Origin of the sequence: Streptomyces sp. PA03-1a (assembly GCF_033792805.1) — a bacterium.
In the GTDB taxonomy this organism is placed as follows: Bacteria; Actinomycetota; Actinomycetes; order Streptomycetales; family Streptomycetaceae; genus Actinacidiphila.
Map to the genome: position 1 here is coordinate 1 of NZ_JARAVO010000343.1, position 7,324 is coordinate 7,324.

Sequence of the window (7,324 nt, forward strand, 5' to 3'; positions counted from 1 at the left end):
TTGTTATAAGGGACGGGTCCGCTTTGCGTTCCCGGTTGCCTCCTGTGGGGCCCGGTTGTCGTGTGCGGGTTGTCTCCGCCTGCGGCGGGGAAACCGCCCGCCGCAGGCGGAGACAACCCGCACACGACAACCGGGCCCCACAGAGCGCACCCGGGAGCGCAAAGCGCACCGCGCGCCGCGCTACTGACACCCCCGCGGCCGTGGTGCGACGATGCCACCCCAGGCAACGCACACCCTCGCGCGACGGGACGGGACCGGCACATGGCGGAGCTGCACGATCTGACGGCGCTGGAGCAGGGGAAGGCGATCAAGGCCGGGGAGGTCTCCCCGACGGAATTCGCCGAGCACTATCTGGACCGCGTCGACCGGCACAACGACACCCTCGGGGCGTTCATCACCGTGACCCCGGAGATCGCCCGCAAGCAGGCCGCCGACGCCGAGTCGGAGGCGCTCGCGGCCCGCCGCGAGGACCGCCAAGGGCAGCTGTCGCCGCTGCACGGCGTCCCCGTTCCGGTCAAGGACCTCAACTTCGTGGCCGGCGTGCGCTGCACGCTCGGCTCGCAGGCGTACGCCGACCACGTGCCGGACGTCGACGACCACGTCGCCGCCAAGCTGCGCGCGGCCGGGACGGTCCTGCTGGGCAAGACCAACACCCCGGAGTTCGGGCTGCCCTGCTACACCGAGAACAAGCTCGCCCCACCCGCCCGCACCCCGTGGGACCTGGAGCGGTCCGCCGGCGGCTCCAGCGGCGGCGCGGCGGCCGCGGTCGCCGCGGGGCTGGCGCCGGTCGCGCAGGGCAGCGACGGCGGCGGCTCGATCCGCATACCCTCCTCCGTCTGCGGCCTGTTCGGCATCAAGCCCAGCCGCGGAAGGGTGAGCGCGGGCCCGGTGCAGCACGACGTCAGCGGTCTGAGCGGCAGCGGCCCGATAGCCCGTACGGTCGCGGACGCGGCGGCCCTGCTCGACGTCCTGGCGGGCCCGATGCCGGGCGACCCGTACAGCGCGCCGTCGTTGCCGCCCGGTGAGTCCTTCTCCTCGTACGTCACCCGTGAGCCGGGAACGCTGCGCGTGGTGGGGCTGCCGCAGCCCCCCGTGCCCGGGGTCGAACTGCACCCGGACTGCCGCGCCGCGTACGAGGGGACCGCGGAACTGCTGCGCGGGCTCGGCCACCAGGTGGACGAGATCGAACTGCCCGTCGACGACGCGATCCTGCACGCCTTCACCCGGGTGTGGGGCGTGATGGCCACCGTCTACCCGGTGGCGCCGGAGCAGGAGGAGCTGCTGATGCCGCTCACGCGGCACCTGCGTGCCGAGGGCGGCAAGGTGAGCGGCCCGGACTTCGCGGCGTCGCTGTACGCGTTCCGGGCGCTGGGGCAGCTGATCGCGGACGCGCTGCTGTCCTCGTACGACCTGGTGCTGACCCCGACGCTGGCACAGCCCCCGGCGTTCGTCGGGAGCGCGGGCCTGCGGGACGACGACGACCCGGCGGCGGAGTTCGCGGGGCTGGCCGCCTACACGCCGTTCACCCCGATCTTCAACGCGACCGGTCAGCCGGCCGTGAACGTGCCGCTGCACTGGACGGAGGAGGGGCTGCCGATCGGTGTGATGTTCGGCGGCCGTTACGGGGACGAGGCGACGCTCATCTCGCTGTCGGCGCAGCTGGAGGCGGCCCGTCCGTGGGCCGGCCGCAGGCCCGCGATCTGGTAGCGGGCGCGGGGCGCGGCGGCGGCTCCGTACCGAGCAGCCGCCGCGCGCCCGGTCCCTGGTCGCCGAGCGTGTCGCCGGGGTTGGACAGGGCGCAGCGGTCCAGGGAGAGGCAGCCGCAGCCGATGCAGTCGTCGAGGCTGTCCCGGAGGGCGGTGAGCCGGTCGATGCGGGCGTCGAGTTCGGCTCGCCAGCCCGCAGAGAGCCGGGCCCAGTCGGCCCGGTCCGGGGTGCGGCCCTCGGGCAGGCCGTCCAGCGCCTCGCGGATCGCGGCGAGTGGCATGCCGACCCGCTGCGAGGCCCGGATGAAGGCGACGCGGCGCAGGGTGTCGCGGGTATAGCGGCGCTGGTTGCCGGCTGTGCGGCGGCTGCGGATCAGGCCCTGGGCCTCGTAGTAGTGCAGCGCGGAGACGGCGGCCCCGCTGCGCCCGCTCAGCTGGCCGACGGTCAGTTCGCGGGGCTCGCCCGGGATCCTCGCCACGTGCCGACTCTACGGGAGCTCGGCGAGCCGCTTGCGGTGCGGAACACTCGTGCGCCACAGCCGTACGCAGGAGACGAGCGCGGCGGCGACCAGCAGCGCGTTGCGGACCGCGACGATGGCGGCGCCCTGCCAGGTGGCGGCGGTGACGTCCGTGAAGAACAGCGGGTAGTCGATCGTGGTGACGGCGGTGGCGAGCAGCACCAGCGCGGCGACCGGCCGTTGGGTGGTCTGCCGCACGGTGAGGCAGACCGCGCCGAGGCCGATCAGCCAGACCAGGTACTGGGGGCTGATGACCCGGCTGGTGACGGTGAACAGGAGCACGGCGGTGAGCGCCGCGTCGTACGGAGTGGCCGGGGTCCAACGGGCCGCCCTCACGCGCCACATCAGCAGCCACACCAGGGCGACCCCGGTGAGCAGCAGGGAGGCGGTGGTGATCTCGGCGACGTACGGGCCGGTGAACTCCAGCGACCCGTAGTGCGCGACCACGCGCCCCGGCCAGCCGAACATCTCGGCGACGTGCAGGAAGGTGCCGCCGAGGGACTCGATCTCGACCCCGCGGTGGTGCTGTGCGGACAGGAAGCCGAGGGCGCCGCGGAACGCGGTGCACAGCACCAGCAGCAGCCCGCCCGCGGACAGGGCGAGCGCGGTCCAGGTCTGCCGGGTGGTCCGGCCGCGCGGGGTGCCGAGCACAGTCAGCACGGGCCAGAGCTTGATCAGGGCGGCGAGTCCGGCGAGCGCGCCGCCGAGCCGCGGCCGCGCGGGCAGCGCGAGCAGCGCGCCGACCGCGACGACGGTGACCATCAGGTCGTACCGGGCGTAGGGCAGCTGCATCAGCAGCGGCAGGGCGAGCGCCCACAGCCACGCACCGGCCGTGCTGCGTCCGGGCCGGCCGGTCCCGGCCCGCAGCAGGAGGACCAGGACGACGGCGTCGGCGGCGAGCGACAGCAGGACGAAGCCCTGCAGGTAGCTGAGCCCGGGCAGCAGCGCCGGGGCGAGCATCACCAGCGCGGCCCCGGGCGGGTACTGCCAGGTCACGTCGCCCACGGGGAAGGTCCCGTGCGCGAAGCCCTCGCTCCAGTGGCGGTAGAGGAAGTGCACCTCGCGGGCGATGTCGCCCTGCCCGCTGCGCAGCAGGGCCAGCATGACCACCCGGCTGGCGAGCCAGTAGACGGCGAGGGCGAGCCAGCTCTGGGGCCAGGTCGCGGGGCGCAGCAGGACGGTGCGGACGGCCGCCGGGGAAGGGGTGCCGCCGCCGCTTCGGACCTCCACCGGGTGCCAGTCGGACGGGCTGGTCTCCGTGGGGGCCTCGGCCACTTCCGTCTCCTCCACCGGCGCGAACAGGGGCATACGGAGATGAAAGATAGTCACAAACCGGATGAACGGCCCTTGATACGCGCCGGGTGCGGGGCGTTGACACGGATCCTCCGCGGAGACCATGCTGAGCAAGCGCTTGGACAGTACGGGAGGCATGACATGGGACAGCCCAGGATCTTCACCTCGGTCGGCGAACTGAAGGACGCCATCGGGGAGGACCTCGGGACGACCGGCTGGCTGGAGGTCGACCAGAAGCGGATCGACCTGTTCGCGGACGCCACCGGGGACCACCAGTGGATCCACGTGGATCCGCAGAAGGCGGCCGAGGGCCCCTTCGGCACCACCATCGCGCACGGCTACCTGACGCTGTCGCTGATCCCGTCCCTCACCCCGGAGCTGCTGCGGGTCGAGGGCGTGAAGATGGGCGTCAACTACGGCGTGAACAAGGTCCGTTTCCCCTCCCCCGTGCCGGTCGGCTCACGGCTGCGGGCCGGCGGCCGGATCGCCGAGGTGAGCGAGGTCCCCGGCGGCGCCCAGCTCGTCGTGGCGATCACCGTGGAGCGGGAGGGCGGCGACAAGCCGGTGTGCGTGGCCGAGACGGTCGTCCGCTTCTACCTCTGACGGGGCGCGTACCCGACCATGCGCAGGGCGAGATCGGCGTACAGCGCGCCGATCTCGTCCGGCGTCCTGCGCCCGCCGGGGTTGAACCAGCGGGCCACGTCGATGCAGAGCGACAGCAGCGCGACGGTGGTCCCGGAGACGTCCGGCACGTCGAAGTCCCCGGCCTGCACGCCGTCGTGGATGACCGAGCGGACCGCGGCCTCGCTCTCCCGGCGCAGCTCCACCACCTCGGTGTAGTGCTCGGGGCCGAGCGCGCCGAGCTCGTACTGCACGACGCGGCCGGTGGTGTGGTGCTCCGCGTGCCAGCGGACGAAGGAGCGCACGGCCGTGGCCAGCCGTTCGGCGGGGCCGCCCGCGCCGTCCGCGGCGTCCTGGAGCAGCCCGAGGGAGAGCCGGTGCCCGACCACGCTGATCTGGTAGAGCAGCTCTTCCTTGGTCTTGTAGTGGATGTAGAGCGCCGCGGGGCTCATGCCGGCCCGGCCCGCGATGTCGCGCGTGGTCGTCGCGTGGTAGCCGCGCTCCGCGAACGCCTCGACCGCGGCGATCACCAGCCGCCTGGCGGCATCAGGGGTGATGCCGGTCCACGCCTCGGTCCGCTCCGACTGCTCCGCCTCCACGTCCATGGCGGACACCCTACATGGACGCTGAGCAAGCGCTTAGATACCGAGCGGTCGGTCGGCGCCGGCCGGCCCCGTCAGAAGGCCGCGATCCCCGTCAGCTCCCGGCCGATCAGCAGTTTCTGGATCTGGCTCGTGCCCTCGTAGAGGGTCATCACGCGGGCGTCCCGCAGCAGCTTGCCCACGGGGTACTCGTCGATGTAGCCGTAGCCGCCGAACACCTGCAGCGCGTTGTTGGCACAGCGCACCGCCGCCTCGCTCGCGAAGAGCTTCGCCTTGGACGACTCCGCCGCGAAGGGCCGGCCCCGGTCGATGAGGTCGGCGACCCGCCAGGTCAGCAGCCGGGCCGCGTCCACGTCCAGGGCGATGTCCGCGAGCAGTTCCTGCACCAGCTGGTGCCCGGCGATCGGCTTGCCGAACTGCACGCGGTCCTTGGCGTAGCCCACGGCCGCGTCCAGCGCCGCCTGCGCGATGCCCACGCACCCGGCGGCGACCGACATGCGGCCCTTGGCCAGGGCGGACATCGCCACCGAGAAGCCCTTCCCCTCGGGCCCGAGCATCGCCGAGGCCGGCACGCGCACGTCCTCCAGCACCAGCTCCGCCGTGGCCTGGCCGCGCAGCCCCAGCTTCCCGTGCACCTCGTGCCGGGTGAGGCCGGGGGTGCCGGTGGGCACGAGGAAGGCGCTGACGCCCTTGTGGCCGGGGAGGTCGTTGGTGCGGGCGAAGAGCAGGACCACGTCCGCCCAGGTGCCGTTCGTGATGAACATCTTGGCGCCGTTGATCACGTAGTCGCCGCCCTCGCGCCGGGCCCGCGTGGTCAGGCTGCCCGCGTCCGACCCGGTGCCGGGCTCGGTCAGCCCGAAGCAGCCCACCGCCTCGCCGGAGGCCAGCCGGGGCAGCCAGGCCCGCTTCTGCTCCTCCGTGCCCCAGTGGGCGACGGACTTCGCCACCAGCCCGAGCGAGACGGAGACGATCCCGCGCACGGACGAGTCACCGCGCCCCAGCTCCTCGGTGACCAGGCAGTACGCCAGGTGGTCGCCGCCCGAGCCGCCGTACTCCTCCGGGATGGTCAGCCCGAGGAAGCCCACGGCACCCAGCTTCTTGACGATGCCCCGGTCCACGCCCTCCGCCCGGTCCCACGCGGCCGCGTGCGGCACGATCTCGCGCTCGGCGAACTCGGCGGCCAGCGCGCGGACCGCGGCCTGCTCCTCGGACAGCTCAAGATTCACGGCGCACCTCGGTTCGGCTTTAAATTATCACTGCTAGTTTCCTGGCGGCAGCCTCTACTATGTGCCGCATGGCCCGCCCCCGCAAGCCCCTGCTCAGCCGAGAACGCATCGTCGCCACGGCACTCGCGCTCGTGGACGGGGAGGGACTGCAGGCCGTCTCCACGCGCCGTCTCGCGGCGGAGCTCGGCGTCAGCGGGCCGAGCCTCTACAACCACTTCACGACCAAGGACGGGATCCTGGACGCGGTCGCCGACGCGGTCGTCGGCGAGGTCGACCTCTCCATGTTCGACGACGGCCGCGACTGGCGCGACGCCCTGGTCGCCTGGGCCCGCTCCTACCGCGCCGCGCTCGCCGCCCACCCGCAGATCGTCCCGTTCCTCGCGCAGGGCCCGGGCCGCCGTCCGGCGGGCCTGCGCATGGCCGACGCGGTCTTCGGCGGCATGACCGCCGCCGGCTGGCCCCCGGCCCACGCCACCCGCGTGGGCGCGCTCATGCGGTACTTCGTGGCGGGCTCGGCGCTGGGGTCCTTCGCGCGCGGGTTCATCGACGACCCGTCGGCGTACGACCCGGCGGACTACCCGCACCTCGGGCAGGCCCACCTGCTCGCGCAGCGGCAGGCGCAGGTGGACGAGGGCGCCTTCGAGACGGGCCTGCGCGCCCTCGTCGACGGCCTCGCGGTGCAGTTCGCTGCGCTCGACCGGGCACCGGCCCCCGAGGCCCAGTAGGCCTCACAGCTCGCAGGGGGCGGCGAAGCAGACGGGATGCGTGCGCCAGTCGTCGCCGGTGTCCACGCCGCCGCCGTAGCCGTCCCCGTCGTGGTCACCGCGGCCCGGGTCCCAGTTACCCCCGTCCCAGCCGTCGGACCCGATCGAGCCGCCGGAACCGACCTGGCTCATGTCGTCGGTGTGGAGGAGCGTCGAGTACGACCCGGAATCATCGGCGAACGCGGTCGTGGGCAGCAGCGCGCCTCCCGTCACGAAGGCGGAGGCGGCGGCGAGCGCGAAGAAGCGGCGGGTCAAGATCTTGTGCGGCATGGGAGTTCCCCTCGGGCGGGGGCCGCCTGTGCGGCCCGCGTATCTGGACTCCCTCCAGTAGGCGGTGCGTGCCCGCTCCCGGTCACGCCCCTTCATTTCGTGGCTTGACACGGTTGGGGCGTCCATGTGCGGGTGCGGCGCAGTTGTGGTTGCGGTTGCGGTTTCTCCCCCGCCCGTCCTCCCGATTGCCCGGCGCGGTCAGTGCGGGCCGGCGCTCTGTTCGTCTGGGGTCGGGGCCGCGCCGGCGCACGTCCTCAGCGCTCGCGGTTTGGCCCGACATCGTTCGGTGCCCGGGTCCGCCGCTCGTCTCCCCCAGCCTTCGGC

At 73.3% G+C, this 7,324-nt stretch carries 8 protein-coding genes; 3 read left to right on the forward strand and 5 right to left on the reverse strand.

The window, feature by feature from the left end:
• Nucleotides 1-261: 261 nt before the first annotated feature.
• Complete coding sequence (locus tag PV341_RS42185; RefSeq protein ID WP_500360633.1) at nucleotides 262-1,707, forward strand: amidase; 1,446 nt, start codon at nucleotides 262-264, stop codon at nucleotides 1,705-1,707.
• On the opposite strand, the gene soxR is transcribed toward PV341_RS42185, so the two are convergent.
• Nucleotides 1,640-2,185 carry a redox-sensitive transcriptional activator SoxR gene (gene soxR, locus PV341_RS42190; protein WP_500328440.1) on the reverse strand — a complete coding sequence of 182 codons (546 nt, stop codon included), beginning with the start codon at nucleotides 2,183-2,185 and terminating at the stop codon, nucleotides 1,640-1,642. The genes PV341_RS42185 and soxR overlap by 68 nt on opposite strands.
• Nucleotides 2,186-2,194: 9 nt before the next feature.
• Nucleotides 2,195-3,532, reverse strand: a complete 1,338-nt coding sequence (locus tag PV341_RS42195; RefSeq protein ID WP_500328442.1) for a glycosyltransferase 87 family protein — start codon at nucleotides 3,530-3,532, stop codon at nucleotides 2,195-2,197.
• A gap of 126 nt (nucleotides 3,533-3,658) precedes the next feature.
• Between PV341_RS42195 and PV341_RS42200 the strand changes: the two genes are divergently transcribed.
• Nucleotides 3,659-4,120: a MaoC family dehydratase gene (locus PV341_RS42200; protein WP_499511013.1), complete on the forward strand. Its 462-nt coding sequence runs from the start codon at nucleotides 3,659-3,661 to the stop codon at nucleotides 4,118-4,120.
• Here PV341_RS42200 and PV341_RS42205 read toward each other — a convergent pair.
• Both PV341_RS42205 and PV341_RS42210 read right to left on the reverse strand, forming a co-directional pair.
• Nucleotides 4,111-4,743 carry a TetR/AcrR family transcriptional regulator gene (locus tag PV341_RS42205; protein WP_500328444.1) on the reverse strand — a complete coding sequence of 211 codons (633 nt, stop codon included), beginning with the start codon at nucleotides 4,741-4,743 and terminating at the stop codon, nucleotides 4,111-4,113. The two genes, PV341_RS42200 and PV341_RS42205, sit on opposite strands and share 10 nt — an antisense overlap.
• A 71-nt stretch (nucleotides 4,744-4,814) precedes the next feature.
• On the reverse strand, nucleotides 4,815-5,966 hold the full coding sequence (locus PV341_RS42210; RefSeq protein ID WP_500360634.1) for an acyl-CoA dehydrogenase family protein: 1,152 nt from the start codon (nucleotides 5,964-5,966) through the stop codon (nucleotides 4,815-4,817).
• Between the two features lie 68 nt (nucleotides 5,967-6,034).
• Here PV341_RS42210 and PV341_RS42215 point away from each other — a divergent pair, with 68 nt between their 5' ends.
• Nucleotides 6,035-6,691: a TetR/AcrR family transcriptional regulator gene (locus tag PV341_RS42215; protein WP_500360635.1), complete on the forward strand. Its 657-nt coding sequence runs from the start codon at nucleotides 6,035-6,037 to the stop codon at nucleotides 6,689-6,691.
• Nucleotides 6,692-6,694: 3 nt separating this feature from the next.
• Here PV341_RS42215 and PV341_RS42220 read toward each other — a convergent pair whose 3' ends face one another.
• Nucleotides 6,695-7,000, reverse strand: a complete 306-nt coding sequence (locus PV341_RS42220; RefSeq protein ID WP_500360637.1) for a hypothetical protein — start codon at nucleotides 6,998-7,000, stop codon at nucleotides 6,695-6,697.
• Nucleotides 7,001-7,324 lie beyond the last annotated feature (324 nt).